General features: G+C 64.7%; 23 protein-coding genes, 1 tRNA gene and 1 pseudogene. 10 read left to right on the forward strand and 15 right to left on the reverse strand.

Annotation, left to right across the window (positions count from 1 at the left end; genetic code table 11):
* Positions 1–24: 24 nt before the first annotated feature.
* Positions 25–1,500: a glutamate synthase subunit beta gene (locus ACFJIX_RS11540; RefSeq protein WP_377160109.1), complete on the forward strand. Its 1,476-nt coding sequence runs from the start codon at positions 25–27 to the stop codon at positions 1,498–1,500.
* 455 nt (positions 1,501–1,955) lie between these two features.
* On the opposite strand, the gene ACFJIX_RS11545 is transcribed toward ACFJIX_RS11540, so the two are convergent.
* From ACFJIX_RS11545 to ACFJIX_RS11570, 6 genes are read right to left on the reverse strand one after another with little or no spacing between them, the layout of a single operon-like run.
* Positions 1,956–5,837, reverse strand: a complete 3,882-nt coding sequence (locus ACFJIX_RS11545; protein ID WP_377160111.1) for a pilus assembly protein — start codon at positions 5,835–5,837, stop codon at positions 1,956–1,958.
* Positions 5,838–5,847: 10 nt separating this feature from the next.
* The gene (locus ACFJIX_RS11550; RefSeq protein ID WP_377160113.1) at positions 5,848–6,504 is read right to left on the reverse strand and encodes a hypothetical protein; all 657 of its coding nucleotides are present in this window, start codon (positions 6,502–6,504) and stop codon (positions 5,848–5,850) included.
* Positions 6,501–7,703 carry a PilW family protein gene (locus tag ACFJIX_RS11555; RefSeq protein ID WP_377160115.1) on the reverse strand — a complete coding sequence of 401 codons (1,203 nt, stop codon included), beginning with the start codon at positions 7,701–7,703 and terminating at the stop codon, positions 6,501–6,503. The genes ACFJIX_RS11550 and ACFJIX_RS11555 overlap by 4 nt, the downstream gene beginning before the upstream one ends.
* A gap of 2 nt (positions 7,704–7,705) precedes the next feature.
* Complete coding sequence (locus ACFJIX_RS11560) at positions 7,706–8,101, reverse strand: prepilin-type N-terminal cleavage/methylation domain-containing protein (protein ID WP_377160117.1); 396 nt, start codon at positions 8,099–8,101, stop codon at positions 7,706–7,708.
* Positions 8,098–8,769: a GspH/FimT family pseudopilin gene (locus ACFJIX_RS11565; RefSeq protein ID WP_377160119.1), complete on the reverse strand. Its 672-nt coding sequence runs from the start codon at positions 8,767–8,769 to the stop codon at positions 8,098–8,100. Before ACFJIX_RS11565 ends, ACFJIX_RS11560 begins: the two co-directional genes overlap by 4 nt.
* Entirely contained in the window at positions 8,730–9,215 is a 486-nt protein-coding gene (locus tag ACFJIX_RS11570; protein WP_377160121.1) for a type IV pilin protein, read from the reverse strand. The genes ACFJIX_RS11565 and ACFJIX_RS11570 overlap by 40 nt, the downstream gene beginning before the upstream one ends.
* Before the next feature lie 268 nt (positions 9,216–9,483).
* Here ACFJIX_RS11570 and ACFJIX_RS11575 point away from each other — a divergent pair, with 268 nt between their 5' ends.
* The 6 genes from ACFJIX_RS11575 (at position 9,484) to ACFJIX_RS11600 (ending at position 13,819) form a co-directional block, all read left to right on the forward strand.
* Positions 9,484–10,326, forward strand: a complete 843-nt coding sequence (locus ACFJIX_RS11575) for an ABC transporter ATP-binding protein (RefSeq protein ID WP_377160123.1) — start codon at positions 9,484–9,486, stop codon at positions 10,324–10,326.
* Positions 10,323–11,102, forward strand: coding sequence for a lipid asymmetry maintenance ABC transporter permease subunit MlaE (gene mlaE / locus ACFJIX_RS11580; RefSeq protein WP_377160125.1), 780 nt, complete (start codon positions 10,323–10,325; stop codon positions 11,100–11,102). The genes ACFJIX_RS11575 and mlaE overlap by 4 nt, the downstream gene beginning before the upstream one ends.
* A gap of 61 nt (positions 11,103–11,163) precedes the next feature.
* Positions 11,164–11,652, forward strand: coding sequence for an outer membrane lipid asymmetry maintenance protein MlaD (gene mlaD / locus ACFJIX_RS11585; RefSeq protein WP_377160127.1), 489 nt, complete (start codon positions 11,164–11,166; stop codon positions 11,650–11,652).
* Positions 11,649–12,728, forward strand: coding sequence for a VacJ family lipoprotein (locus ACFJIX_RS11590; RefSeq protein ID WP_377160129.1), 1,080 nt, complete (start codon positions 11,649–11,651; stop codon positions 12,726–12,728). Before mlaD ends, ACFJIX_RS11590 begins: the two co-directional genes overlap by 4 nt.
* Positions 12,729–12,855: 127 nt before the next feature.
* Positions 12,856–13,500: a phospholipid-binding protein MlaC gene (locus ACFJIX_RS11595; protein WP_377160131.1), complete on the forward strand. Its 645-nt coding sequence runs from the start codon at positions 12,856–12,858 to the stop codon at positions 13,498–13,500.
* A 4-nt stretch (positions 13,501–13,504) separates the two neighbouring features.
* Positions 13,505–13,819: an STAS domain-containing protein gene (locus ACFJIX_RS11600; protein WP_377160133.1), complete on the forward strand. Its 315-nt coding sequence runs from the start codon at positions 13,505–13,507 to the stop codon at positions 13,817–13,819.
* 80 nt (positions 13,820–13,899) lie between these two features.
* Here the strand turns inward: ACFJIX_RS11600 and ACFJIX_RS11605 are convergent, their stop codons facing one another.
* A complete protein-coding gene (locus ACFJIX_RS11605; protein ID WP_377160135.1) occupies positions 13,900–14,760 on the reverse strand; it encodes a MurR/RpiR family transcriptional regulator in 861 nt (286 codons plus the stop codon).
* Between the two features lie 10 nt (positions 14,761–14,770).
* On the reverse strand, positions 14,771–16,216 hold the full coding sequence (gene zwf / locus ACFJIX_RS11610; protein WP_377160137.1) for a glucose-6-phosphate dehydrogenase: 1,446 nt from the start codon (positions 16,214–16,216) through the stop codon (positions 14,771–14,773).
* A 228-nt stretch (positions 16,217–16,444) separates the two neighbouring features.
* Between zwf and tal the strand changes: the two genes are divergently transcribed.
* From tal to ACFJIX_RS11625, 3 genes are read left to right on the forward strand one after another with little or no spacing between them, the layout of a single operon-like run.
* On the forward strand, positions 16,445–17,395 hold the full coding sequence (tal, locus tag ACFJIX_RS11615; protein WP_377160139.1) for a transaldolase: 951 nt from the start codon (positions 16,445–16,447) through the stop codon (positions 17,393–17,395).
* Entirely contained in the window at positions 17,392–19,020 is a 1,629-nt protein-coding gene (gene pgi / locus ACFJIX_RS11620) for a glucose-6-phosphate isomerase (protein ID WP_377160141.1), read from the forward strand. Before tal ends, pgi begins: the two co-directional genes overlap by 4 nt.
* A 39-nt stretch (positions 19,021–19,059) precedes the next feature.
* A complete protein-coding gene (locus tag ACFJIX_RS11625) occupies positions 19,060–19,680 on the forward strand; it encodes an HAD family hydrolase (protein WP_377160143.1) in 621 nt (206 codons plus the stop codon).
* 38 nt (positions 19,681–19,718) lie between these two features.
* Here ACFJIX_RS11625 and ACFJIX_RS11630 read toward each other — a convergent pair whose 3' ends face one another.
* The 7 genes and pseudogenes from ACFJIX_RS11630 to ACFJIX_RS11660 all read right to left on the reverse strand — a co-directional run bounded on the left by ACFJIX_RS11630 (position 19,719) and on the right by ACFJIX_RS11660 (position 25,846).
* A complete protein-coding gene (locus ACFJIX_RS11630; protein ID WP_377160145.1) occupies positions 19,719–19,928 on the reverse strand; it encodes a DNA gyrase inhibitor YacG in 210 nt (69 codons plus the stop codon).
* Positions 19,929–19,984: 56 nt separating this feature from the next.
* A complete protein-coding gene (gene zapD, locus ACFJIX_RS11635; protein ID WP_088407952.1) occupies positions 19,985–20,740 on the reverse strand; it encodes a cell division protein ZapD in 756 nt (251 codons plus the stop codon).
* A gap of 70 nt (positions 20,741–20,810) precedes the next feature.
* On the reverse strand, positions 20,811–21,404 hold the full coding sequence (gene coaE / locus ACFJIX_RS11640) for a dephospho-CoA kinase (protein ID WP_377160147.1): 594 nt from the start codon (positions 21,402–21,404) through the stop codon (positions 20,811–20,813).
* A gap of 19 nt (positions 21,405–21,423) precedes the next feature.
* Positions 21,424–22,368: a prepilin peptidase gene (locus tag ACFJIX_RS11645; RefSeq protein ID WP_377160149.1), complete on the reverse strand. Its 945-nt coding sequence runs from the start codon at positions 22,366–22,368 to the stop codon at positions 21,424–21,426.
* Positions 22,369–23,604 (reverse strand): type II secretion system F family protein, encoded by a 1,236-nt coding sequence (locus ACFJIX_RS11650; protein WP_377160151.1) that lies wholly within the window; start codon positions 23,602–23,604, stop codon positions 22,369–22,371.
* Between the two features lie 125 nt (positions 23,605–23,729).
* Positions 23,730–25,464, reverse strand: a pseudogene (gene pilB, locus ACFJIX_RS11655) (type IV-A pilus assembly ATPase PilB).
* 305 nt (positions 25,465–25,769) lie between these two features.
* A tRNA-Pro gene (locus ACFJIX_RS11660) sits at positions 25,770–25,846 on the reverse strand.

A 25,846-nucleotide genomic window follows, 5' to 3' on the forward strand; every position in this document is an offset into this window, starting at 1 on the left:
TCAGGAATTCAGGAGCGAGCCGTCATGGGAAAAGTCACCGGCTTCATGGAGTACGAGCGTCTGGAAGAGGGCTATGAGCCCGTCGAGGCGCGACTCAAGAACTACAAGGAATTCGTCATCGGCCTCAATGTCGAGCAGGCGAAGCAGCAGGGCGCGCGCTGCATGGACTGCGGCACGCCGTTCTGCAACAGCGGCTGCCCGGTCAACAACATCATTCCGGACTTCAACGATCTGGTGTATCGGGGCGGAGATACGGACTGGAAGAGCGCCATCGCGGTGCTGCACTCGACCAACAACTTCCCCGAGTTCACCGGCCGCATCTGCCCAGCGCCCTGTGAAGCAGCTTGCACGCTGAACGTCAATGACGACGCCGTCGGGATCAAGTCGATCGAGCACGCGATCATTGATCGTGCCTGGGCCGAGGGCTGGGTGCCGCCACGTCCGGCGAAGGTGAAGACGGGGAAGACCGTTGCCATCGTCGGTTCCGGCCCGGCGGGTCTGGCCGCCGCGCAGCAATTGGCGCGCGTCGGGCACAGCGTCACGGTGTTCGAGAAGAACGATCGTGTCGGCGGTCTGCTGCGCTACGGCATCCCCGATTTCAAGATGGAGAAGAGCCACATCGATCGCCGTGTCCAGCAGATGGAGGCGGAGGGCGTGGTCTTCCGGACCGGTGTGATGGTGGCGCATCTGCCGGAGGGGTCCAAGGTCACGAACTGGGCCAAGGACGTGATCACCGCGGACGAGCTGACGCAGCAATTCGACGCTGTGCTGCTCGCCGGCGGCGCGGAACAGTCGCGTGATCTGCCGGTGCCGGGGCGTGACCTGGCCGGCGTGCATTTCGCGATGGAGTTCCTGCCGCAGCAGAACAAGGTCAATGCCGGTGACAAGCTCAAGGGCCAGTTGCGCGCCGACGGCAAGCACGTTGTTGTGATCGGCGGCGGCGATACCGGCAGCGACTGCGTGGGCACCAGTAATCGCCATGGCGCCACGAGCGTGACGCAGTTCGAGTTGATGCCGCAGCCGCCCGAAGTCGAGGACCGGCCGATGACCTGGCCCTACTGGCCGATCAAGCTGCGCACCTCGTCCAGCCATGAGGAGGGTTGCGAACGCGAGTTCGCGATCGCAACCAAGGAGTTCCTGGGCGAGAAGGGCAAGGTCACCGGCGTGAAGACGGTGCGCGTGCAATGGGTCAACGGCAAGGTCGTCGAGGTCCCGGGCAGCGAGCAGATCCTGAAGGCTGACCTCGTGCTGCTGGCGATGGGCTTCGTGAGTCCGGTGTCGGCGATCGTCGAAGCATTCGGGGTGACCAAGGACGCACGTGGCAACGCCAAGGCAACGACCGAATTCAACGGCGGCTACAAGACGAACGCAGCCAAGGTCTTTGCTGCCGGAGACATGCGACGTGGTCAGTCGCTGGTGGTCTGGGCCATCCGGGAGGGCCGGCAGGCCGCTCGGGCGATCGATGAGTTTCTGATGGGAGACAGCGCGTTGCCGCGCTGAGCCACGGCGGACGCCCAAGTAGGCTTGCTGCCGCAAGGCAGCGGGCCTTTTCCATTCGTAGCGCGGATCTGCTGCGGCAATGCCTCCGGACAAGTGCCACCCATTCTTCAGGCGCCGACCCCCTTTGTCCCGAGTCTTCACAAAAGATGACCCGTCCCGAATGCGTTGAAACGCCCTAAGCGGCAATCACGCATTGCACAACCAGCTCAACACCGCCGAGTGCCCTGGGCCGCCGTACTCGGCCTTGCGCCCTCTTCCACGTCGGTACGTCCCCTCTTACCTGCGCCACGACAGCCAACTGAAGGCCGTCGTGTATTCGCGCGGCGCTCTACTTCACCCTCGAATCCATAGACATCGCCCTGTTGGGCAGTCCCAGGTGTGAATGTGTGGGGCTGGACGGTCACGCCCGGAAAAAAGCCCGGCGAGGGCCGGGCTTCTAGGGAACGTGGGGATCGTCAAAGGCTGCCGTTGGTCGGGGTCCGCAGCGGAATCTCGCGCCAGTTCAGGATCTTTATGCCGTAGTTCGGATCCTCCCCGGCTTCCTGGTTGCAGGTGATCTGTCCCGGCGGGCAGCAATCCTTGTCGCCCGGCTTGCAGATCTTCTCCACGCACGTGGGATCGTTGGCGGCGCAAGTGTTCTTCGAGCCCGAAGACTCGTTGGCCCCGCCGATCGTCAGCGAGATCTTCTTGTCGCCGCGCGTGAACATCAAATCAGTCACCGAGAAGCCAGGTTCGACGTAGACCGCGTTGTTGGCAAAGCGCGTCTGTCCGCTGCCCAGATCGATCATGTACACGCGACTGGAACCTGACGGGTTGCAGGGATTTTGCGAAGTCGGCAGCGTGGCGGCGAAGGCAACGGTACCCAGGTAATACACCGGATCGTTCAGCACGCGATAGCCACCCGGCAGGTCGAAGTACCAGCCGGCCTTGCTGTTGAAATCGATCACCGCCGGTTGCGATAGATCGGTCAGTTGGACCAGGTTGGCACTGGTGATGGGCAGACTGACGCCGGCTGGCAAATCGGCGCTGGACTCGACAAACTTGCCCAGTGAACCGTCGACCACCGCATACAGGCGCTGCAAATCCGTCGTGTTGATGTCGTTGGCGTTCAGCAGCTTGCCGGTGCCAAAGGCAAGGAATCGGCGGTAGGTCTTGGGATCGACGACCGGGACTACCTGTGTCGTGATTGACTGCGGGGTGCTGTTGGGGCCGACCGCGCGAGCGACCTTGACCATGTTGCTGAAGCCGCCGGATGTGTTGCGGAGATCCGCACGCCAGACGTTGCCCTTCAAGTCGCCGATGTACACGGATTCGACCTGCATGGTCGTCAGATCCTGATAGAAGGTAGACGGCTGGCCCAGGCCGGACGGCGAGGCCGCCGTGCCGTCATCGGTGATGTCGCCGTTGAGGGTGGTGATCAGCGCGCCGGTGCGGGCGTTCAGCACGTAGAGATGCACCTTGCCGGTGGCATTGTTGTATCCGCTCGACACCAGCACCACCCAACCGTATTGCGCGGTCTTCGTGATCACAGGTTCTCCGAACATGAAACCCATGTCGGCGGCGGAGAACTCCCACAGGACCTTGCTCGCAGCCACCGTTTCTGAATTGACGTTCGACAGGTCGGTCAGGTCCAGCGCATAAACGCGCTTGCCGCCCTTGCCCAAGCCGCCGACGACGATGGTGCGCCAGTCGGTGCCCGAGCCGCCGACCGTCTTGCCGAAGTCGACGTCCATGGCGGTCGGACGTGCGTCCACGAAGAAGCGGTGGTTGAAGCTGGGGTTGCCCAGCGAGGCGAGACCGTCCACGCCCGGGGTCGACGGCGTGCTTGGGCCGTCGAAGGCTGCGCCTGGAACATACGAGAAGATCTCGCGACCTGCGGTGTTGCCGGTCAGCGAGCCGTCGATCACGTGCACGACGCCGCTGTTGGTGCCGACCACCAGATAGTTCGGACGGTTTTTCTTCGCCACCACGTAAGCGCCGTAGCCTGGGTTTGCCCCTTCCGACAAGGTGAGCGATGGCGGCGCCACCACGGTGACCTTCGAGTTCACGATGTCACCGACCAGCGAAGAACGCGTGCGGTAGGCCTTGGAACTGCCGGCAACGAGGGAACCCTGTTCCTGGCTGGTGTCGCCGCGCAGATAGTTCAGATAGTCCTGGGCATCGTTGCCGCGATACGCGGTGTTCAGCAGGCTGAACTGGGCGGCCGGGATGTTGGCCTTGCGGAACGGCACCCCCACGTTGGTGGTGTTGCTCCAGGTGACCATGTACCGGTTGGTGTCCCAACCGGTACCAGCCAACTGCGTCGCCAGCTTGGTGGAGAAGCGCCAAGCCTCCTCCTGCGTCAGGCTGCTGTTGCCATCGACGGCCTTCAGCGTACTGGCGATGACTTCGCCGGTCCAATCCTTCGCATCGAACTGCGTCGCGTAGCTGGCCACGCCGATCGAGGTGATCTGCTGTTGCGCGGTACTGAAGCCGGTTGAGTAGGCCTTCATCCGCGAGGCGATGCTCGTGAACGCGCTAGCCAAACCGCTGACCATCGTGTCGGCCTTGGCCGCGGTGAAGTACGTGTCCGGGCGCAACTGGCCTCCGACCGTGTCGTTGGCCGGGCCGGTGTGCCACCACGACTGGTTCAAATCGGTGGTGCGGGTCGCCGGATTGAAGTCGGCCGGCAGATTGGCGCCACCATACTTCGTGGCCAGGTAGTACTGGTTGTTAGTCTTGAAGGTCTGCAGCTCCAACACGTCCACCCAGTACGTCTGCACGGTCTGCATACCGGTGGTCTTGATGTCGGACGTGTCGGGACGAATGTCGTTCGTATTGGCCCAGTAGGCCATGCCCGCCATTAGGGCGCCGTTGTTGGTGCAGCAGCCGCCGTAGGGTTGCTGGCCTGCCAGGTTGTTGATGCCGGCCATCGTGCCGACGTAATTGGTGTACGTCGTCGCGTTCAGTGCGGTGTCTGCGGACACTTCAGCCGGCTTGGATGGCTCCGAATTTCCAGTGGCGCCGGGTAGATTGCGGTCCGCGTGAGTGTTGACGTCGCCGATGCCGAGGATGAAGTTCTTCTGGCAGGAGTATTGGATCGGATCATCCCAGGTGGAGATCACCGGGAAGCCATCGGCGTAGGTGGTTTTGGTCGTTGCGTTGGTCGTATTGGGCGCCGACCAGGTTGAGACATTGCCAAGGTTGCGGTAGTAGCGAAGTGCTGCGTAGTAGAGCTCGCCGACCGGGTCATAGGTCTTGTAGCTCTTGGATGCACCGAACTTGTTGAGGTAGTTCATCACCCCGCTGTTGGCGACGGAGCCGAAGATCGCCGAAGTGGCGCTGGCGTCGGCCGCGTCCGGATTGACAACCATCACGCCGGTCATGGCGTCCCACTCTGTGAGGGCATTCGTGGTCGGATCACCGCCCGGTATGGGTTGAGTCGGACCGACGAACTTTTGACGAGCGCGCAGCACGCCGCCGTCGCGCGATAGATTGCCGTCGTTCAGATAGCCGAAGGCGCTGAAGCGGATCTGATTCGAGTATTGCTGGATCAGGCCTTCGGGCTTGTAGCCCGAAGAATAGGGCCTGCAATTGGACTCGAGAAAGCTTGCTCCGAGCGTCGAATCGCAGACGCGCGGCCGAACGGAGACGACCCAAGACGTGGCACCGTTCCAGCTCGTGGCGCTTGGATCGAACGCCGTCGGGTTGCCGGAGTTGTTGTCTCCGCTGTTGGCGAAGCGCAGTTGGACGCCCATGCCCTGCACCCGCAGCTTGAGGCCGTTCCAGGTCGTGCCGTTCGAATTCTTCAGTGGCGTCGCGCCGGCGATCGTCGTGCTGTTGGTGATCGACCGGTCCGGGAAGTTGCCGGTGCCGCCTTGGCCGCTCGCATAGGCCTTTTCCAGCACGGTGGCGTTCGGTGTGTCGAAGACACGGAAGCCGCCCGTCAGTGCCCACCGGAACGGGTCGATGGTCTGCATCGTGGCCCAGTTCAGGAAGTTGCCGCTCCATTTGTTGGAGCAGACGTGTGCTGCCGCCTTGGCTGCGGGCACAAAGTGATCCACGGTGATCGCATTGGCGCCGGTGGCCGCCAGCTTGTAGTCGTAGCACTTGTCCGGGTCGAAGTAGCCCAGGTACGTCGTCGCGGGAGCATAGGTGCTGTCGATGTGCGCGTTGCCGACGGCCGTCGGAAACTCCACGGACAGCGCCAGTGCCAGGTTGCCAGGCACGGAAACCGAAGCCAGGACCGGCTTGTCGGCCAGCACCGTCTGCGCCGCAGCCGGGTACACGGCCACGGCGATCAGCGCCGCCGCGCCCGCGCCGCTCAGGCGCGAAATGAATCGGGAGGTGGACGACATCGAGGACCTCTTAATCCAGGGTGGTGAACGTGCTCTGATAGAACGAGTACGCGTTGTCGGGGCCGGTCACGCGCACGGTGATCCGGTAGGTCGGCTGGGGGGGCGGCGTCGGGGGGCCCTGTCTGCTTCCGAACGAAATGAAGTTGCCGCGTTTCTGGCAGGTGATCGGGTTGAAGGCGCCCGTGTTGATGCAGATCCGGTCGATCAGGTAATGGACGGTGATGCCGTCCGCGGTGGACTTGATCGCATTGCCCGCCGCTCCGAACCCGCCCATGCCGTCCGCATTGGTCATGTTCAGCATGACCAGGGGAATGCCGGAGGCGTCGCTTGGCAACATCCTCGCGCTGTAGTTCTGCGCCGAGTTGTCGTTCCAGCGCGATCCCGTTGCAGACAGCGCGCCGGTGGTCAAGGCGGTCGTGGCGAGACGCAGTCCACGCTCGGCCTGATTGGTCATGTCACGCTTGAAGCCAAAGAAGCCGACGCTGGATAGCGTCACGTTCATTGAACGCATGGCTGCGGCTGCGCCGATCAGCAGCACGGCGAGCGTGATGAGCGCGATCACCATGATCACGCCACGTTCGTGACGCATGCGGCGCGCCTGGTGTTCATGGAAGGAGAGAGTGCGCATCGGTATGTTCTCTGGAGAAGAGTCGGAACAGGCGCTCATGTCGGTGGGATCCGCTTCGGCGCGGAGAGGATCGCGTTGCGGATCGGGATCGAGAGCTCGATCAGCCGATAGTTCCGGCGGCGTTCCTGGTCATCGATGGCGACCGTCCGGGCGAAGCCGGGCAGTGCTGAGAACATCGTCAACGATGTCGGAGCGACACGGGGATCGGACTCTTTTTCGATACGGTCGCCGCGAACGACCAATGACAGCCGCAGCGCCACGATGCTGGCCATGGCCCCCTGTGCTGCTGTCGTGTTGTTGTTCATGGTCGCCGGGTCGAAAGGCGCCGCCGACGGCGCGACCCAGCGGTCGACAATGCCATCTTCGTTGTTGTCGACGCCATACAGCGCGCGCATGTCCATGACGTTCTCGGCCAGCGGCACGGGAACGTCGGAATTGGGGACGTTGTTGAACTGCAGTGCGTCGTAGGCGACGAGCTGCTGGCTGGCATTGATGCCGATCAGTTGGATCTGCGGCTGGTTGCCATTGGCGTTGCCGATCGGCATGACGTTCGCGGCGCCGGTTCTGCCGTAAGCGACGATACTGGTGAGGCCCACCGCTGCGGCGAACCGTGGACCGGCGAGCGGCAGCACCGTCGTCGCGGGAGCAGCAGCGAAGGTGGGGTCGATCTGCACGATGAGGCAGTTCAACGCGGTCTCCTGCATCATCAGCAAGTCTCCGGCGCGAAGTCCCAGCGTGTTGAACAGCGTCATCGAATTGACGGTGACCGTGTTCGGCTGGACCTGGAGCGGCGATTCGCTCGTGCCCGAGGCGAAGGTCGTGACCTGAATGAGGTCGGAGCCACCCTGACCGGCGCCAGGAAACACGATGAGCGGAACTGCGCGCAGGTTTACCGGCACGGCAGCAAAGGGGGCGGGGAAGGCTGTCAGCCGAGGCAGGATCTGGGCGCCGTTGCGGGCGGCCGCCAAGGGACAGCCGAAACTTGCCCCTTTGCTCGTGAACATCCCGGAGCCCGCGCTGCGGATCTGCCGATCCAGGTCGTAGGCCATGTAGCCCGTGCCTTGGGCCAGGTCCATGGTCGTCGAGTTCTGGTTCTTGGACTGCTCGAACCTGGCCATGATGATGCCCAGCGCGCCGATCAGCACGAGGCCGATCGTCATCGAGATGAGCAGTTCGATCAGCGTGAAACCGCGCGACGCGCGGCCGGATCGAAGAGAAGGGCGGCGGGAAAGGGTCATGGTCAGTTCAGCCGCACGTTGGTGAAGTAAACGCGGCGGGAAACGTTGACGTCCTTGGCGCCGGCGGCCGTCCAGACGATCGTGATCCGCGCAACGTTCTGTCCTGGAAATGTCACGGTGCCGGTCGCGCCGTTGAGCCCTGATTGGGCCGGCGTCGCGACGCGCGTCTGCCAAGCCGTCTGGGTGGGTGGATTGGTGCTGTTGTAAATCCACATGTCGTTGGCCAACTCCGCAGCCAGCAGCGCAGCGCGCTGGTTGTCATCGGCGCCGGCTGCGGCCTGCGAGGCGCGCGCCATCATGGCGACCAATCCCACGATGCCGATCGTCATGACCAGCATCGCGACCATCAATTCGACGAGCGTCATGCCGCGGGCTGCGCGGCGGGAACGATGTGTCATGACGTGTACCCCTTGTTCGCCGTGGTGCAGCCTTCGGGCGTCGTGTCGGAGATCGCGGTCTCGCGTGCGCAGGTCCGGATCGTGCCGCCGAGCGTCGTCCACACCGACAGCTTGCGCATGTTGTTGACCGTGGCGGAGGAGTCGACCCAGTAGACGATCACGCCGTCCGCGTTGACGTTGCAATTCGCCACGCCGGGAATTGGCCCAGTCACGGGAATCGGACGACCGTTGGGGCCGAAGCAGACCGCGGTCGGGCCGTTGATCGTGAGATTGGCCGTGTTCTCAGTCATCACGCCGCAAAGCGCCGGAGCCTGCGCCGACGGCAGTGTCAAGACCGCATTCGGGATGACCTTGACGACCCAGTACTTGCCGCCTGCGTTCGCGCTGGAGTTCGTCGAGCAGGTGGCGTCGTTCGTACGATAGAAGATCACCGGCTGGTAAGTGCGGATCGCTTCCGCCTGGGCCATACGCAGGCTGGTTGCCAGCGAGCTGGCCGCTGTCTTCACCTGCGCGTTGGCCGACCAGCTGCGCAGTGCCGGAGCAGCCAGCGCCGTTGTGATGCCGACGATCGCCAGCACGATCATCAGTTCGATCAGCGTGAAGCCGCGCGCAGCGCGGTGCCGCGTTGTCAGCATGCTTCGCCCTTGGACATTACCCAGCGAGCGCAAGGCAACGTGTTGGTCCAGCCAGTCGGGGCGTTGACGGTGCTTCGCGTGTCCTGCTGGTTCACCGTGAAGATGAAATCCTTCAGGAGGTTGTCGGTGCTCACCGCCTGGAGTCTGAAGCTGTCGGCTGCGACCATGCCGTTGGCGCCGGTGCAACTGACCACGAACTTTCCGTATTTGGCGCCGGTGGCGCACGGCGGCGTGCCGCCATTTGCGGCCGCGTAGCTGCGGTAGTTCTGGTAATAGGTCTCCATGTCCGCCCGCATCGACGTCAGACCGGTCGCCGCGTCGGTCAGCGAGCCGCGGATCGCATAACTGCGGTAGCTGGGAATGGCGATCGCGGCGAGGACACCGATGATGGCGACCACGATCATCAGCTCGATCAACGTGAAGCCCCGGCCGTCGCAGGTCCGGCGTTGAGCGGAAGAGGTCTTGAAGGTCCCGAACATGAAGCGCTCCTTGTTTCCGAAATTATCGACAGCGGCCTTCGGAAGGCGAGGCCGCTCGTCGTGCCTTGGATTCCGCCCGTCTCGCGACAACCTCCGAATGTGACGTCTGTCACGCCTGGGGCGGCGGACCCCTGGCACGAATGCTCCCTGGGCGCCTCATATCTGCACCCCGCCCCAGGTGCCCTCCGGCATCAATTCGGGCTTTACCCTATGATCCCGGCTCCCGGACGCCTGCCGCCCGGCATCGTCCCGGATCGATCCCAAGGAAATGGCATTCACTGATCCCAATTCATCCAGAAGCGTCCGCCCACTGATCGAAGTGAAGGATGTGACCGTCGGCTATGGCGACCGGATCATCCTGAAAGACGTCAACGTCACCTTGCCACGCGGCAAGGTGATGGCGCTGATCGGCTCATCGGGCGGCGGCAAGACCACGTTGCTGCGGCTGCTGACCCGGCAATTGCGGCCGCGCTCCGGACAGGTGCTGTTCGATGGGCAGGATCTTGCGCCGATGGACCAGACCCAGCTCTATGCTCAACGTCGCCGGATGGGCATGCTGTTCCAGTTCGGCGCGCTGTTCACCGACTTGAGCGTGTTCGACAACGTCGCGTTCCCGTTGCGCGAGCACACACGGCTGCCTGAACCCATGATCCGCGACCTCGTCCTGATGAAGCTCAACGCGGTCGGGCTGCGCGGTGCCCGCGACCTGATGCCGAACGAGGTGTCCGGCGGCATGGCACGTCGCGTTGCTCTGGCGCGCGCGATCGCCTTGGATCCGGATCTGGTGCTGTACGACGAACCCTTCGCGGGCCTGGACCCGATCTCGCTGGGCGTGACTGCGCGGCTGATCCGCGATCTCAACGACGCGTTGGGCCTGACCAGCGTGATCGTCTCCCATGACATCCACGAGATTTTCGGCATCGCCGATCACGTCGTGATGGTGGCCAACGGCGGTGTCGTCGCCCAGGGGACGCCGGACGAGTTGCGCCACAGCACGGATCCGCTGGTGCATCAGTTCGTCAATGCCGAAGCCGACGGCCCGGTGCGTTTCCACCAGCCCGCCAAGCCTGTCCGCGAGGACTTCGGTCTTCCGCAGGAGGCATCGGCATGATCGGTTTCGCCACTTCGATCGGGCGCGGCCTGCGCCTGAAGCTTGGCGATTGGGGCGCCTCGGCCCGGCTCCTCGGTACGCTGATGCTGCATCTGGGCGCCTGCCTGCGCCGCTTCTCGCTGGTGCGGGAGCAGATCTACTTCCTCGGCAACCGTTCGCTCTCCATCATCGGCGTGTCCGGACTGTTCGTCGGTTTCGTCCTGGCACTGCAGGGCTACTACACGCTGCAGCGCTATGGATCGGCGGAGGCCGTCGGCCTGCTGGTTGCCCTGAGCCTGGTGCGCGAACTCGGCCCGGTCGTGGCGGCTTTGCTGTTCGCTGGCCGCGCTGGGACCTCGTTGACCGCCGAGATCGGCCTGATGAAGGCCGGCGAGCAGCTCAGCGCCATGGAGATGATGGCTGTCGACCCGGTGCAGCGTGTGCTCGCGCCGCGCTTCTGGGCCGGCTTCATTGCGATGCCACTGCTCGCGGCCGTGTTCTCCGCAGTCGGCATCATTGGCGGCTGGCTCGTGGCCGTGCCGCTGATCGGCATCGACGCGGGTTCGTTCTGGTCGCAGATGCAAGGCGGCGTCGACGTGTTCAAGGACGTCGGCAACGGGTTCGTCAAGAGCGTCGTGTTCGGCGTGACAGTCAGCTTCGTCGCCCTGTTGCAGGGATACGCCTGCAAGCCCACGCCCGAGGGTGTGTCCCAGGCGACGACGCGCACCGTGGTGCTGTCGTCGCTGGCGGTGCTGGGTCTGGATTTCATCCTGACCGCCATGATGTTCTCGATCTGACGCGCAGCGCGCGATCCATCGACACCACAATCGAATTCAAGAGATATCTCGGAGTTGCCTGATGCAATCCTCTCGTTATGACGCGCTGGTCGGATTCTTCGTGCTGCTGGGCGGCGCGGCCCTGCTGTTCCTGGCCCTGAAGGCGGGCAACCTGCTGTCGTTGAACTTCCAGGACACGTACACCGTGACGGCCAAGTTCGACAACATCGGCGGACTGAAGCCTGGTGCGGCCGTGAAGAGTGCGGGCGTTGTCGTCGGCCGGGTGGGCACCATCAGCTTTGACGACAAGAGCTTCCAGGCGCGTGTGATCCTGAACATGAACCAGGGCGTCGCGTTTCCGAAGGACAGCTCGGCCAAGATCCTCACGTCCGGCCTGCTGGGCGAGCAATACATCGGCCTCGAGCCGGGTGCGGAAGAAAAGAACCTCGCCACGGGCGACATCATCACGCAGACGCAGTCGGCCGTGGTGCTGGAGAACCTGATCGGCCAGTTCCTCTATAACAAGGCGGCCGATGCGTCCTCGACGCCGGCCTCGGGAGAGAAGCAATGACCACCACCACCACGGTCGGGATCGCCGGAGCGGCCCGGACTGAACTCGCGGCTGCGCTGCTGAGTGCCACGCTGCTAGGCGCGGCGGCACCAGCGATGGCGCAGACGGAGCAACCGCTTGAGCGGCCCCAGACGTTTGCCTTGACGGCGCTGCCCGTCCATCAGGCCATCGAGGAGCAGCAGGCCGTCGAGCAACAGCAGGCTGACGAATCGAAGGCTGCTGAGCCGCAGGCCGACCAGGAAGAGAAGACCCAGGATCAGGCAGCAGTCGCGGCGTCCGCGGCCTCCGCCGCTGCGCCTGCGTCAGGCGCCTCGTCCGCTGAGCCTGCCGCGGCGGGACAAGCCGGCGCGGCTGCGGCTGCGGCTGCGGCCCAGGATGCGCCAGCGCCGGGCCCGCGGGTGCGCAATCGCCTGGACCCCTGGGAAAGCTGGAACCGCAAAGTCTTCAACTTCAACGAGAAGCTCGACGAGAACCTGCTGCGTCCCGTCGCCACGGCGTACTCGGACCTCGTGCCGCAGCCGGCGCGTCAGGCCGTGGACAACTTCTTCGGCAACTTCTCGGACGCCTGGTCGGCGGTCAACCTGTTCCTGCAGGGGCGCTTCAAGACTGGTGCATCCCAGACGATGCGCGTGGCCGTGAACTCGGTGTTCGGCATCGCCGGCCTGATCGACATCGCCACGCCCGCAGGCCTGGAGAAGACCTCCGAGGACCTGGGACGTACGCTCGGCTACTGGGGCGTCAAGACAGGTCCGTACATCGTGTGGCCCTTGCTGGGGCCCTCGTCGTTGCGTGATTCGGTGACGCTGCCGGCCAACATCTACTACTCGCCGGCCTATCTGTTCGACGATGGCGAATACAAGTTTGCGATCTCGGCGCTTCAGCTGATCAACACCCGCGCCAACCTGCTGCGAGTGACCGACATGCTGGATGGCATCGCGCTGGACAAGTACACCTTCGTGCGTGACGCCTACATGCAGCGTCGCAACGTCAAGACGCACAAGGAACAGGAAGAAGACGATGACTACGAAGTCATCACCCCGGACGAGAAGCCGGTCAACCCTCAAGGCGATCGCTGAGCGACGCGTGAGAGATGGTTGAGTGTCGCAACAACCGGTAACGCCCATTGGGCGCGGCCGGTGAACCGGTACCGAACTTGCCGCGTTGTGATCCGGTCCGTGTCATGAAGAGAAAGAAAGGACAAGCATGAATGCCACCAAACGACTGCTGCTGGGCGCGATCGTCTCGATCGCCGCGCTGAGCCCGCTGGCCTCCTTCGCAGCCGACAGCTCGGCGCCAGATCAGTTGATCCGCGACCTGTCGATCGAGACGCTGGACGCCGTCAAGGGCGACAAGGCCATCCAGGGCGGCGACGTCAACAAGATCATGCAGCTGGTCGACAGCAAGGTGATGCCGCACGTGGACTTCCAGCGCATCACCGCAACGGCGGTGGGCCGTTTCTGGCGCCAGGCGACGCCGGAGCAGAAGCAGCGTCTGCAGGACGAGTTCAAGACCCTGCTGGTGCGCACGTATGCCGGCGCGCTGACGCAGGTCAAGGATCAGACGATCGCGATGAAGCCGATGCGCGCGGCGCCCGAGGACAAGGAAGTCATCGTGCGTACCGAGATCCGCGGCAAGGGTGACCCGATCCAGCTGGACTACCGCCTGGAAAAGCTGGATTCCGGCTGGAAGATCTACGACGTGAATGTGCTGGGCATCTGGCTGGCGGATCAGTACAAGAACAGCTTTGCGCAGGAGATCAACGCCAAGGGCATCGACGGCCTGATCAAGTCGCTGGCCGAACGCAACGCGCGTCCCACGACGGCTGCTTCGGGCGCGAAGAAGGGCTGACGCGATGCTGAAGCTGCCGTCGCGGCTGCGTCTCGAGAACGTGCCTGATGAATGGGTGCGGCTCGAGAGCGCGCTGCGCGCCGAGTTGGCTCAGGTTGGCAATGCCGCCGGACGCAGCGTGACCTTGGATGCCAGCGGGCTGATCGACTTCGATTCGGCGGCGCTGAGCTTGCTGCTCAGCGCGCTGCGTCTGTGCGGTCAGGACGGTTGGCAACTGACGCTTCAGCAGGCGCCGCGCGAGTTGCGCGAGTTGGCGCGCGTGTACGCGCTGGAACATCTGTTCTGGGCCGATGCAACGGCTCCCGCCGAGATGGTGTGACCTTCTGTCGCACTGAATGAAATCGGGCCGCTGATGCGGCCCGATTGTTTTTCAGCGTCGCGTGCCGACGAGCATGGGAGTCACTGTGCGTAACGCTTGGTGCGGAGGTTGCGTTTGATCTCCTGCAGCATTGGACGCAGGTTTTCGCCCAGTCGCAAAGCGACGCCGGTGGTCAGCACGTCCACGACGATCAGGTGCAGCAGCCGCGACACCATCGGGCTGTAGCGGTCGTAGTCTTCCGGGTGATCGACGGCCAGCAACACCTGGCCTGGCAACTGCCCCATCTGGGCCAGCGGCGAGCCGCTGGCGGTGATGATGATCGTCGTCGCCCCCTTCTTGCGGGCGATCTCGGCGGCATCCATCAGGTCGCGACTGCGTCCCGAGTTGGAGATGATCACCGCGCAGTCGCCCGAGCCCAGCATCGTTGCGCTCATCAGCTGCACGTGGCCATCGCTGCAGGCGAAAGTATTGGCCCCGAGCCGGAAGAACTTGTGCTGCGCGTCCTGCGCCACGATCCCGGAGTTGCCGACGCCGTAGAACTCGATGCGCTGACGCTGACGGGCCGTCTCGGACAGTGCTGCAATGGCGCGTTCGAAGGCGTGGCTGGCGGCGTCGTTGCGGTAGTGGAGCAACGCCGCGACCGCGTTGTCGACGACCTTCACGATCAGGTCGCCGGGCTTGTCGTCCTCGTCGACGGCGCGGTGCACGAAGGGCACGCCTTCATTGACGCTGCCGGCGAGCTTCAGCTTGAAGTCGGCCAGGCCGTCATAGCCGACACTGCGGCAGAAGCGCACGACGGTCGGCTTGCTGACATGGGAACGATCAGCGAGTTCGCTGACCGGCAAGCTCGCGAACGAGCGCGGATCGGCCAGCAGCAGCTTGGCGACCCGCTGTTCGGCGGGCGGCAGCGCGGGCAGCGCGGCCTTGACTCGTTCGAGCATGCTCATCGCTTCAGCATTCCTCGATCCAGGAGTGGCCGTCGCGCGCCACGAGCGCGCTCGAGGCGGGAGGGCCCCAACTTCCGGCGACGTAGGTGCGTGGTCCGGTGCTGTCCTGCTTCCAGAAGTTCAGGATCGGCTCGACCCAGCGCCAGGCCTGCTCCTGCTCGTCGCTGCGGACGAAGAGGTTGAGGCGTCCGGCGATGGCGTCCAGCAGCAGCCGTTCGTAAGCGCCGACACGGGTGTGGGCGAAGGCCTTGTCGAAGTCCAGGTCCAACGAGACAGGGCTCAGGGCCTCTGTGCTGGAGCCGCCCTTGTTGGCCATCAACTGCAGCTCCAGGCCGTCCTCGGGCTGCAGCTTGATGATCAAGCGGTTGGGACAGCTGCTGCCCGGGAAGATCGGATGTGGCACCGGGCGGAAGTTGATGACGATCTGCGCGTCCCGCGCGGCGAGGCGTTTGCCGGTGCGCAGGTAGAAGGGAACGCCTGCCCAACGCCAGTTCTGGATCTCCGTCTTCAGGGCGACGAAGGTCTCGGTGTGGCTGTCCGCGGGGATCTTGCCCTCGTCCAGATAACCCGGCACCGGCTTGCCCTCGGCGTTACCGGCACGGTACTGGCCACGCACCACGTCGCGCGCGACGCTCTCCGCGGTGAACGGCTTGAGCGCGCGCAGCACCTTCAACTTCTCGTCGCGGATCGCATCGGCGTCGTTGCTGGAGGGGGCCTCCATCGCAATCATCGTCAGCAGTTGCAGCGCATGGTTCTGGATCATGTCGCGCAGCGCGCCGGTGCCGTCGTAGAACGGACCGCGTGTGCCCACGCCCAAGCCTTCGGCCAGCGTGATCTGGATGTTGGCGATGCTCTCGCGTCGCCACAGCGGTTCGAACAGCGCGTTGCCGAAGCGCAGCGCCATCAGGTTCTGCACCGAAGGCTTGCCCAGGTAGTGATCGATACGGAAGGCCTGCGTCTCCGAAAACACCGAACGCACGACGCGGTTGATCTCCTGCGCGCTGGCCAGATCGTGGCCCAGCGGCTTCTCCAGCACGACGCGCACGTTCGCGCCGTTGAGGCCCGCAGCGCCGAGCTGCTGGCAGATCTGCGTGAACAGGTGGGGACTCGTCGCCAGATAGAACACGACGGTGTCTGCGTTGCGCTCGCCCAGCCACTCCTTCAGCCGCGCATAGTGGTCGGGCTGGGACAGGTCCATGCGGCGGTAATGCACCAGCTCGGAGAAGCGGGCGAATTCTTCGTCGTTCGGCCGCTTGCCGGCCTCGACCTCCTGGAAGCGCTCCTTGAGCCATTCGCGATAGCGCTCGTCGGATTGCTCGTCGCGGGCGACGGCCAGGATGCGGCCGCCTTCGGGCAGCTTGCCGTGGCGGAACGCCTGGAAGAGGGCGGGCATCAGCTTGCGCCAGGTCAGGTCACCAGTGCCACCAAAGAAGACGAGGTCGAAGGACATGAGCGCGGCACCCCGCATCGGGGCGTAAGAGTTGTTGGCGATGTCTTGATGTAACGAAGTTACCGGAATTATGATGCCCCAGTTTCTTGGGCCGGTCAACGGCGCGGCGCCTCGGAAGGCGGGCGCCGCAAGCAGTTCTAATACGGGTTTCCCTGTCGTCGTCGAGGGGCAAAGCCCATGCCTCCGACGCGTCCCGTCCGTTCTCGATCGCCTCAGGCGCCTACGCTCATGAACCAGCTCGAACAACTCAAGGCCTTCACCACCGTCGTCGCCGACACCGGCAATTTCAAGCAGCTGGCGCAGTTCACGCCGCGCGATGCCACGACGAATCCGTCGCTGATCCTGAAGGCGGTGCAGTCGCCGGACTACGCCCATCTGCTGGAGGACACCGTCGCCGCCAGCAAGACCGATGCGTTGGATCTGATCGTCGACAAGGTGCTGGTGGCCTTCGGCCTGGAGATCCTCAAGGTCGTCCCCGGCCGCGTGTCGACCGAGGTCGACGCCCGACTGAGCTTCGACACCGTGGCCACGCTGGCGCGCGCGCGCCGCCTGATCCAGATGTATGAGGACGCGGGCATCGGCCGCGACCGCGTGCTGATCAAGGTCGCGTCGACCTGGGAAGGGATCCAGGCCGCGCGCGAGCTGGAGCTCGAAGGCATCCACACCAACCTGACGCTGCTGTTCTCCTTCTGCCAGGCGGTGGCCTGCGGCGAAAACGGCATCCAGCTGATCTCGCCCTTTGTCGGCCGCATCTACGACTGGTGCAAGAAGGCTGCCGGCCCGAACTGGGACGAGGCCGCCAATGCCGGCGTCAACGACCCTGGCGTGAAGTCGGTCGCCGCGATCTACAACTACTTCAAGAAGCACGGCATCCAGACCGAGGTGATGGGTGCAAGCTTCCGCAACATCGGGCAGATCCAGGCGCTCGCCGGCTGCGACCTGTTGACGATCAGCCCCGATCTGCTCGCCCAGCTGCAGGGCAGCGAAGCGCCGCTGGCGCGTGCGCTCGACGCCGACGCCGCCAAGGTCCAGGACTTGCCCAAGGTCTCCTTCAACGAGGCGGCCTTCCGCTTCGCCCTCAACCAGGACGCCATGGCCACCGAGAAGCTGGCCGAAGGCATCCGCCTGTTTGCCGTCGATGCCGGCAAGCTGGACCAGATGATCGAAAGCCTGCGATGACCGAGTTCCCGCGTTGCGACCGCAGCCCGACCTGGGCGGCCTTGCAAAGTCATTTCCAGCAATCCGGGCGCGCGTTCGACGTTCGCCAGGCCTTCGCGACCGATGAGGACCGCTTCGCGGCCTGGTCGCTGCAGGCGCCGGAAGTGTTTGCGGACCTGTCGAAGAACCGCATCGACGCTCGCACGCTGGAACTGCTGCTGACGCTGGCCCGGGACGTTCAGCTGGAGTCGCAGCGCGAGGCGCTGTTCAACGGTGATCCCATCAACGCGACCGAAGGCCGCGCCGTGCTGCACACGGCGCTGCGTGCGCCGGCGGGGCTGGGGCCGCACTCGGATGAGGTGCAGGCTTCACTCGCGCGCATGCTGGCCTTCGCCGACTCTGTCCGCGATCAGGCGAGGAGCGGCATCACCGACATCGTCCACATCGGCATCGGTGGCTCGGACCTCGGGCCGGCCATGGTCGTGCAGGCCCTGCAGTCGTATGTGCCGGCTGGCCTGACGCTGCATTTCGTGTCGAACGTCGACGGGCACGACCTGGCCCCGGTGCTGCGCGGTCTGGACCCGAGGACGACACAATTCGTCGTCGCCTCCAAGACCTTCACGACGCAGGAGACGCTGGCCAACGCGATGGCAGCCAAGGCCTGGTTCCAGCAGAACGGTGGTACCGACATCGCGAAGCACTTCGCCGCCACGACCAGCAATGCGAAGGCCGCCGCCGAGTTCGGCATCACGACGACCTTCGGTTTCTGGGACTGGGTCGGTGGGCGCTACTCGCTGTGGTCGGTGATCGGGCTGCCGATCGCGATCGCGGTGGGCTCGGCCCACTTCCGCGCGCTGCTGGCCGGTGCGCATGCCATGGACCAGCACTTCCGCAGCGCTCCGCTGGAAAAGAACCTGCCGGTGCTGCTGGGCCTGCTGGACGTCTGGTACCGCAACTTCCACGGTTTCACGAGCCGCTCGGTGGCGCCGTACCACCAGGGGCTGCGCCGGCTTCCGGCCTATCTGCAGCAGCTGGAGATGGAAAGCAACGGCAAGGGCGTCGATCGCGCGGGCAATCCGCTGAGCTTCGCGACCAGTCCGGTCGTCTGGGGCGAGGCTGGCACCAATGGCCAGCATGCCTACTTCCAGATGCTGCACCAGGGGACCGATGTGATCCCGGTGGAGTTCATCGCCGTGAAGACGCCGAACTTCGGCCCGGAGGTCGGCGGCGAGCTCCTGGACAAGCTCAAGGACCAGCACGTGAAGGTGCTGGCGAACTGCCTCGCGCAATCGCAGGCGCTGATGCAGGGCAAGACCGCGGAGGCTGCGCGCGCGGAGAAGGCGCCGACCGCGTCGCAGGATCTTGATCCGGACGTCTTGGCTCGGCATCGGAGCTTCACCGGCAACCGGCCGAGCACGACGCTGCTGCTCGATGCGCTGACGCCATCGTCGCTCGGCGCGTTGATTGCGCTGTACGAGCACCGCGTGTTCGTCAGCGGTGCCGTGTGGAACATCAACAGCTTCGACCAGTGGGGCGTGGAGCTGGGCAAGGCGCTGTGCAACAGCCTGCTGCCGCGCTTGACCAGCGGCGATGTGGCGGGCTTGGATGCCTCCACGGCCGGACTGCTCGCCAAGGTGCGCGGCTGACCCATCTTCCCGATTCCCACGCAGTAGAGAACCCGTCAGATGAAGATCGTTTTTGATTTCGGCGCGGTGCTGTTCCGCTGGCACCCGCCGAGTTTCCTGGCCCGCGTCTGGGCCCACCGTGTCGCCGACGAAGTCGAAGGCGCGGCCATCGCCAAGGACTTCTTCCAGGCCTACAGCGGCGATTGGGGGGCGTTCGACCAGGGTCTGGCCGATGCGCCGACCACGGCCGATCGCATCCATGCGCGCACCGGCTGGTCGCGCGAGGACATCGTCGCCGTGATGGAGGCGGTGCCGTCGGAGCTCAAGCTCATCGAAGGGACCGCGGCGCTGATCCAGGAGTTGAAGGCACAGGGTCACACGCTGCACTTCCTCTCCAACATGCCGGAGCCTTATGCCGACTACCTCGAGCAGAGCTTCCCGCTGAAGGAGTGGTTCGTCTCGGGTGTCTTCTCGGGCCGCGTGAAGCAGTCGAAGCCGTCACGCGAGATCTTCGACCTCGCGCTTGAACAGTTCGGCGCCAAGCCCGAAGAGGTGCTGTTCCTCGACGATCATCCGGCCAACATTGCGGCAGCGAATGAACTCGGCTGGCACACACACCTGTTCACGACGCCGGAACTGGCGCGGGAAGACCTGGTGCGTCGGGAACTGCTTCCGGCTTGAAGGACGTCGGCTGGCGCGCAGCCCGCGCGTGAAGCGGCCTACTTCGAGGCGTCGTCCTCGTCGATCGTCGTCGGCGGCGCGGCCACGCGGAAAGATTCGTCGGACCAGTGGCCCAGATCGATCTGGCGGCATCGCTCGCTGCAGAACGGGCGCCAGAGATTGCTTGGTGCGAACAGGCTGTCACCGCCGCAGGTCGGGCAGGGCACGATGCGGGGCGCCGGCGTGGCGGGGATGAATTTCTCGGTCATGACGAATTCGGAACTGCGGCGTGCGGCGGGGCGCATTCAGCGCCGAGCGCACCAGGTCAGGAACACAGGGTCAGTTCGAAGGTGGCGTCCACGGGCGCTGGTTTCAAGCGTCCGTCCTCGTCCTGGCGCATCAGCCGGATCGAGACCATCAGACGGTGGCCGCTGATCTCCGGAATCAGGCCCAGGCTGGGGTCGATGCGCATGCGCAGCATGTGGAAGCTGCGCCCCGGCGGCAGGCTCTGCTGGTACTGGCCGCCGTGGGCGGCCACCTTGTGCGGCGAGCCGCTGTCCCGCAGCAGGCCCAGCAGCACGTTCAGCGCTTCGGCCAACGGCATCAGCGTCTGTGCCCACTGCATCAGGTCGTTGCGGCGACGCACTGGCAGCAGCTGCTGCCACGCGTAGTAGGCAGGCAGATCGAACTCGCAGGTGCCGCCCGGGATCGAAATCCGGCTGCGGATGCTCATCAGCCACTCGTTGGTCGTGAGCGCATGACCGGCCTTGCCAGGCAACTGGTTGAGCTTGTCGAAGGCGGCATCGATGCGGCCGACCACCTCGTCCAGCACGGCTTCAGACACCGCCGGATTGCCGCGGTAGCTGTTGAACTGAGTGCGGTGGCGCTCCAGCTCCTTGAGCAGGTCGGCCTTGAGGTCGGCACGCGAGGCGACGTCCATCACCTCGAAGATGGTGGCCAACGCGAAGTGGTGATCCATCGCGGTGTCGCGCGCCATCAACTGACCGAGCCGATCGAACAGGTGTTCGAGTCTGAGCATCGTGCGGATGCTCTCGTTGAACGGGTATTCGTAGAGGACCAAGTCGACATCCCTTTGCGGCAAGTGACCATTGTTCCACAGTGTCACAGTGCCCCCCGATCCGGTAGCGGGGTCAGAGCAGGGGACTGGTCAGCAGCATGCGGACTTCTTCTTTCAACTGTTCGAGCGTGAGACCGTCGTTGTGGATGACCGCGTCCGCGGCGGCTCGGCGTTGAGCGCGCGTCGCCTGCTGCGCCAGGATGGCGCGCACGGCCGGCTCGCTCAGGCCTGATCGCGCGATCACGCGGGCGAGCTGAGTCTCTTCCTGGCAGTCGACGACCAGCACGCGGTCGACCAGGCGCCGCCAACGGCCGGATTCGACCAGCAGCGGCACATCGAACACGACCCGTTGCCCCGGCGTCGCGAGCGCTGCCTGCCGCGCCGTTTCCGCGCCGATCATCGGATGCAGGATGGCTTCGAGCGCGCGTTTGGCCTCCGGGTCCCGGAAGGCCAGTTCCCGCATCGCGGCCCGGTCCAGCGCACCGTCAGGCGCGACGAAGGTCGGACCGAATCGCATCGCGATGGCCGGCATCGCGCCGCCGTCAGGCAGGGTGAGTGCGCGGGAAATCGCGTCGGTGTCGATCAGCAGCGCGCCGCCCAGCGCCACCAGTGCCGACGCCACGGTGCTCTTGCCGCTGCCGATGCCGCCGGTGAGACCGATGCGCACGAGTTGCTCCGAGGAGAGATCAGACTGGCTGAAGTCCCAGCCAGACCGCGACCTTCGCAGTCCCGAGGAGCAGCACCGCAAGTCCGCCGCCGGCCAGGAAAGGCCCGAACGGCACATAGCGACCCTCGCGCAATCCCCCTCGGAGTTTCAGTCCGATGCCCACGAAGGCGCCGATCAGCGAGGCGAACAGCGCGACCGGCAGCACCATCTGCCAGCCCAGCCACACCCCCAGGGCTGCCAGCAGCTTGAAGTCGCCGTAGCCCATGCCTTCCTTGCCGGTGGCCAGCTTGAACACCCAGTAGATGGACCATAGCGAGAGATAACCCACGAGCGCCCCGATCAACGCATCGGTCAGCGAGACCGGAATCCATCCGGCGTACGCCGCGATCAGGCCGGCCCACAGCAGGGGCTGGTTGATGCTGTCGGGCAGCAGCGTGGTGTCCCAGTCGATGCCGGCCAACGCGACCAGCGCCGCGGCGAAACCGCAATACAACAGGCTGGCCGACTGAGGGCCCAGGCGCCAGGCGATGCCCGCGAACAGCAGGCCCGTGAGCAGTTCGACGAATGGGTAACGCGCCGAGATCGACGCCTTGCAGGACGCACATTTCCCACCCAATCGCAGCCAGCCGAGCAGTGGCAGATTTTCGTGCCAGCGCAACCGGTGGCCGCAATGCGGGCATCGCGATGCCGGACGGACCAGCGAGAACGCGGGCTGGCGATCGAGCGACTCCCGCAAGGGGCCCGCCGCGGCCGCCAGGTGACGCGCCGCGGCCTCGTCGAGCCCGGCGTGGGTGCGCAGGTCGCTTTCCAGCGCCAGTTGGTCCGCGCAGTCGGACAGCCACTCGCGGTGCAGCATCACCGGCAACCGGTAGATGACGACGTTGAGGAAGCTGCCGACACACAGGCCGATGAGGCCAAGGAACGCGGGCGAGAGCAACGCGTCCAGCAGAGCCGGGTCCAGCACTTACACCACCGCGCCCAACTTGAAGATCGGCAGGTACATCGAGATCACGATGCCGCCGATCAACGTGCCCAGGAACACGATGATGATGGGTTCCATCAGGCTGGACAGCGCCTTGACGGCGTCATCCACCTCTTCCTCATAGAAGTCGGCCGCCTTGCCCAGCATGTGGTCCAGCGAGCCGGATTCCTCGCCGATCGACGACATCTGCAGGACCATGATCGGGAAGATGCCGGTCGTCTGCATCGATGTGGTCAGCGAAGCGCCGGTCGACACGTCGCGCTGGATCTTTTCGGTCGCCTCGACGAATACCGCATTGCCGGAAGCGCCCCCCACCGAGTCCAGGGCCTCCACCAGCGGCACGCCCGCGGCGAACATCGTTGCCAGCGTGCGTGTCCAACGTGCGACCGCCGACTTGTAGATCAACTGGCCGAACACCGGGATTTTCAGCAGGAGCCGGTCCATGAACTTCTGCATCTTCTCCGAGCGTTTCCAGCTCTGGAAGAAGAAGTACAGGCCACCGCCGATGACGCCGAAGATCAGCCACCAGTACGCGACGAAGATCTCCGACATCGCCATCACGAACAGCGTCGGAGCCGGGAGGTCAGCACCGAAGGACTTGAACACGTCCTTGAAGGCCGGGATCACGAAGATCATGATCACGGCCGTCACGACGAAGGCCACGATCAGCACCGCGATCGGGTAGGTCAGGGCCGACTTGATCTTGCCCTTCAACGCAACGGTCTTTTCCTGGTAGATCGCCAGACGGTCCAGCAGGGCTTCCAGGATACCGCCCTGCTCGCCGGCCTCGACCAGGTTGCAGTACAGCGCGTCGAAGTAGAGCGGGTGCTTGCGGAAAGCGGCCGACAGCGAAGTGCCGGTCTCGACGTCCTGACGGATGTCGGTCAGCAGCTTGGTCAGGCGGGGATTCGGGCTGCCGCGGGCGACGATGTCGAACGACTGCAGCAGCGGGACGCCCGCGCGCATCATCGTCGCGAGCTGACGTGTGAAGACCGAGATGTCCTTCTGCTTGATGGACTTGCCGCCGGAGCTGCGCCGCTTCTTGATCTTGCTGACCAGGATGCCCTGGCGCCGCAGCGACGCGCTGATGACGGCTTCGCCGCCGGCCCGCATCTCTCCGCGAACGATCTTGCCGTTGCGGTCCTTGCCTTCCCATTCGAAGACGTATTCCTTGATGCCCTTGGCCGCGCTCTTGGCGCCTGCGGTGGTCGTCGCCATATCACCTCCTGCCGTCGCGCCAGACGAGTGGCGCTCCCAATCTTTGACTCGTTCGATCGGTCCTGGTGACCTGACGCCGGACATGCGAACGCGGCGCCCGAGGACGCCGCGTCATGCTCCCAGTGTCATTCGTTGGTGGCCGCCAGCACCTCTTCCAGTGTTGTGACGCCCGCCCGGACCTTGACCAGCCCGGACTGCCGCAAGTCCCGCACGCCATCCGCGCGGGCTTGCTGGGCGATGTCCACGGCCGTTCCCTCGGACAGGATGATCCGCTGGATCGCCTCCGTGATGGGCATCACTTGGTAAAGGCCGACGCGTCCACGATAACCATTGTTGCAATTCGAGCAGCCGACGGCCCGATAAGGCTTCCAGCTGCCGTCGAGGTCCGACTCCACGAAGCCCGCGCGAAGCAGTGCTTCGCGCGGATATTCGGCCGGCGCCTTGCAGTTCTCGCACAAGCGGCGCGCCAATCGCTGTGCGGTGATCAGCAGCACGCTCGAGGCGATGTTGAATGGCGCGACGCCCATGTTCAGCAGGCGGGTCAGCGTTGTCGGCGCGTCGTTGGTGTGCAACGTCGACATCACCATGTGACCGGTCTGTGCAGCCTTGATGGCGATGTCCGCCGTCTCCAGATCCCGGATTTCACCGACCATGATGATGTCGGGATCCTGGCGCAGGAAGGCCTTGAGCGCGGCCGAGAAGGTCAGCCCTGCCTTGTCGTTGACGTTGACCTGGTTGATGCCGGGCAGGTTGATTTCCGCCGGATCCTCGACGGTGGAGATGTTGGTGCCGGGAACGTTCAGGATGTTCAGGCAGGTGTACAGCGACACCGTCTTGCCCGAGCCGGTCGGCCCGGTGACCAGGATCATTCCGTAGGGCCGCTGGATGCAATGCAGCAGCCGTTCTTTTTCAATCTTCTCGTAACCCAGGGCCTCGATGCCGAGCTTGGCCGAGGAGGGGTCCAGGATCCGGATCACGATCTTCTCGCCGAACAGCGTCGGCAGCGTCGAGACCCGGAAGTCGATCGCCTTGGAGCCGAACTTCAGCTTCATCCGGCCGTCCTGGGGGACGCGGCGTTCGGAAATGTCCATCCGCGAGATCACCTTGATCCGCGATGAGAGCTTGTCCTTGATCGCGATCGGCGGCTGCGTGATCTCGCGCAGCTCGCCGTCGACCCGGAAGCGGACACGGTAGTGGTATTCGAACGGCTCGAAGTGCAGGTCCGAGGCCCGCATGTTGATGGCGTCCACCAGCATCTTCTGGAGGAAGCGCACGACCGGCGCATCCTCGACGTCGGTGATTTCCTGCGTTTCCTCGGGCGGTGGTGCGTCGTCCTCGGCGATGTCGAAGTCGAAGTCCTCGCCGGAGATCGCCTCCAGGGCCTCGGCGGTCGAAGCGGCGGCGATGCCCAGCAGTTTCGTGAGCTTGTCGTGCTCGACGATGATCCATTCAGGTGTCAGCTGGGTGGCGAATTTGATGCGCTCGACGACTTCCTGCTCGGTCGGATCCGCCCCCGCCGATGAACAGCCGGTTGCCACGGCGCGCCAGTACCACGACCTGATACTGCGCCGCGAGCTTCGCGTCGATGATGTTCTGCGGCAGCTTGTGCCCGTCGACCGCATTCAGATCCAGCAACGGCAAGGCGAGCGCATGCGACAGCGTGTGGGCGAGGTCCGTCGGCGAGACGGTGCCCGAGGCCATGACCGCATTGATGAAGCTGGTCTTCTTTTCCCGCGCGAGTTTGACCAGGTCCTCGGCCGCCTGCGGCTTGAGCTTGCCGGCGTGCACGAGCACGCGGGCAACGCCTGACAGGGCGGACTGAGGGGGTTCGGCCAGAGTGGTGTCCACGGATATCGCCATCGGGTAGGGTCTTGCCGGATGCCGGCGCGCGCGCCGGAGCAGCCCCTCACTTTACCCCCATGAACGGAGGGCCGGCAGCAGGGGCTGTCCTGGCTTTCACTGAAGTCAGACGCTTCGTGCAATTTCGGCCTTGGTCACTGGAAATTGAGCGCGAAATGTGCGAGACATCCCACTGCCGCCGGCTTCTGCGCAAGGCCTGACCCTCGGATCGTCGGAGCATCGCGCGACGACGCCTTGCGTGGCGTGATCTGGCGCGCAAAGAAAAACGCCGCGAATCTTGCGATTCGCGGCGTCATCGATGTGCCTGGTCGGGGTGAGAGGATTCGAACCTCCGGCCTCTACGTCCCGAACGTAGCGCTCTACCAGGCTAAGCTACACCCCG

The sequence above is a fragment of the Roseateles sp. UC29_93 genome (genome assembly GCF_042695725.1).
In the GTDB taxonomy this organism is placed as follows: Bacteria; Pseudomonadota; Gammaproteobacteria; order Burkholderiales; family Burkholderiaceae_C; genus Roseateles; species Roseateles noduli_A.

Excerpts from the sequence above, each read along its gene's own strand:
- mlaE (WP_377160125.1), top strand. The coding sequence starts at position 10,323 with ATGATCGGTTTCGCCACTTCGATCGGGCGCGGCCTGCGCCTGAAGCTT.
- ACFJIX_RS11575 (WP_377160123.1), top strand. The coding sequence starts at position 9,484 with ATGGCATTCACTGATCCCAATTCATCCAGAAGCGTCCGCCCACTGATC.
- ACFJIX_RS11545 (WP_377160111.1), bottom strand. The coding sequence starts at position 5,837 with ATGTCGTCCACCTCCCGATTCATTTCGCGCCTGAGCGGCGCGGGCGCG.
- ACFJIX_RS11570 (WP_377160121.1), bottom strand. The coding sequence starts at position 9,215 with ATGTTCGGGACCTTCAAGACCTCTTCCGCTCAACGCCGGACCTGCGAC.
- zwf (WP_377160137.1), bottom strand. The coding sequence starts at position 16,216 with ATGTCCTTCGACCTCGTCTTCTTTGGTGGCACTGGTGACCTGACCTGG.
- ACFJIX_RS11595 (WP_377160131.1), top strand. The coding sequence starts at position 12,856 with ATGAATGCCACCAAACGACTGCTGCTGGGCGCGATCGTCTCGATCGCC.
- ACFJIX_RS11630 (WP_377160145.1), bottom strand. The coding sequence starts at position 19,928 with ATGACCGAGAAATTCATCCCCGCCACGCCGGCGCCCCGCATCGTGCCC.
- ACFJIX_RS11625 (WP_377160143.1), top strand. The coding sequence starts at position 19,060 with ATGAAGATCGTTTTTGATTTCGGCGCGGTGCTGTTCCGCTGGCACCCG.
- ACFJIX_RS11560 (WP_377160117.1), bottom strand. The coding sequence starts at position 8,101 with ATGACACATCGTTCCCGCCGCGCAGCCCGCGGCATGACGCTCGTCGAA.
- ACFJIX_RS11600 (WP_377160133.1), top strand. The coding sequence starts at position 13,505 with ATGCTGAAGCTGCCGTCGCGGCTGCGTCTCGAGAACGTGCCTGATGAA.
- mlaD (WP_377160127.1), top strand. The coding sequence starts at position 11,164 with ATGCAATCCTCTCGTTATGACGCGCTGGTCGGATTCTTCGTGCTGCTG.
- ACFJIX_RS11605 (WP_377160135.1), bottom strand. The coding sequence starts at position 14,760 with ATGCTCGAACGAGTCAAGGCCGCGCTGCCCGCGCTGCCGCCCGCCGAA.
- ACFJIX_RS11650 (WP_377160151.1), bottom strand. The coding sequence starts at position 23,604 with ATGGCGACGACCACCGCAGGCGCCAAGAGCGCGGCCAAGGGCATCAAG.
- ACFJIX_RS11555 (WP_377160115.1), bottom strand. The coding sequence starts at position 7,703 with ATGACCCTTTCCCGCCGCCCTTCTCTTCGATCCGGCCGCGCGTCGCGC.
- ACFJIX_RS11550 (WP_377160113.1), bottom strand. The coding sequence starts at position 6,504 with ATGAGCGCCTGTTCCGACTCTTCTCCAGAGAACATACCGATGCGCACT.
- ACFJIX_RS11590 (WP_377160129.1), top strand. The coding sequence starts at position 11,649 with ATGACCACCACCACCACGGTCGGGATCGCCGGAGCGGCCCGGACTGAA.
- ACFJIX_RS11540 (WP_377160109.1), top strand. The coding sequence starts at position 25 with ATGGGAAAAGTCACCGGCTTCATGGAGTACGAGCGTCTGGAAGAGGGC.
- tal (WP_377160139.1), top strand. The coding sequence starts at position 16,445 with ATGAACCAGCTCGAACAACTCAAGGCCTTCACCACCGTCGTCGCCGAC.
- pgi (WP_377160141.1), top strand. The coding sequence starts at position 17,392 with ATGACCGAGTTCCCGCGTTGCGACCGCAGCCCGACCTGGGCGGCCTTG.